Genomic DNA, 495 nt, shown 5'->3' with positions numbered 1-495 from the left:
TGGCGGCCCCCTCCTCCAGTACGGCGGCGATCGACATGACCTTGCTGGTGGAGCCGGGCTCGTACACGTCCTGGAGGGCCGCGTTGCCGAGCGAGGCGGCGGTGGCCTGGGAGAGGTCGTTGGGGTCGTAGCCGGGCGCGTTGGCCATGGCCAGCAGCTCGCCGGTCCGGGTGTTCTGGACGATGACGTAACCCCGGTCGGCCTTGGACTTGGCGACCTGGTCGCTGATGGCCTTCTGGGCGGCCCACTGGATGTCGCGGTCGATGGTCAGCTCGACGTCGGAGCCGGGCACGGCCGGGACCTCGCTGCCGCCCGCCGTGGGCACGCGACGGCCGCCGGACTGGGCGTAACGGATCTTGCCGTCCTCGCCCGCGAGCTCCTTGTCCAGCAGCGATTCGATACCGCCGCCGCCCTTGCCGTCGGCGGTGACGAACCCCAGTATCCCGGCGGCGAGATCCCCGTTGGGGTAGACCCGCTTGGTGGTCGGCTCCTGGA

The 495-nt window shown here is 71.1% G+C and carries 1 protein-coding gene; it reads right to left on the bottom strand.

The genetic code is table 11. The annotated features are described in order from the left end of the window. A partial coding sequence (locus tag RNB18_RS51030; RefSeq protein ID WP_311720928.1) for a penicillin-binding transpeptidase domain-containing protein occupies window positions 1-495 on the bottom strand: 495 nt, incomplete at both ends.

It is taken from the genome of Streptomyces doebereineriae, from assembly GCF_031845645.1.
Taxonomy (GTDB): domain Bacteria; phylum Actinomycetota; class Actinomycetes; order Streptomycetales; family Streptomycetaceae; genus Streptomyces; species Streptomyces canus.
This window is presented reverse-complemented; position numbering and strand designations above follow the sequence as displayed.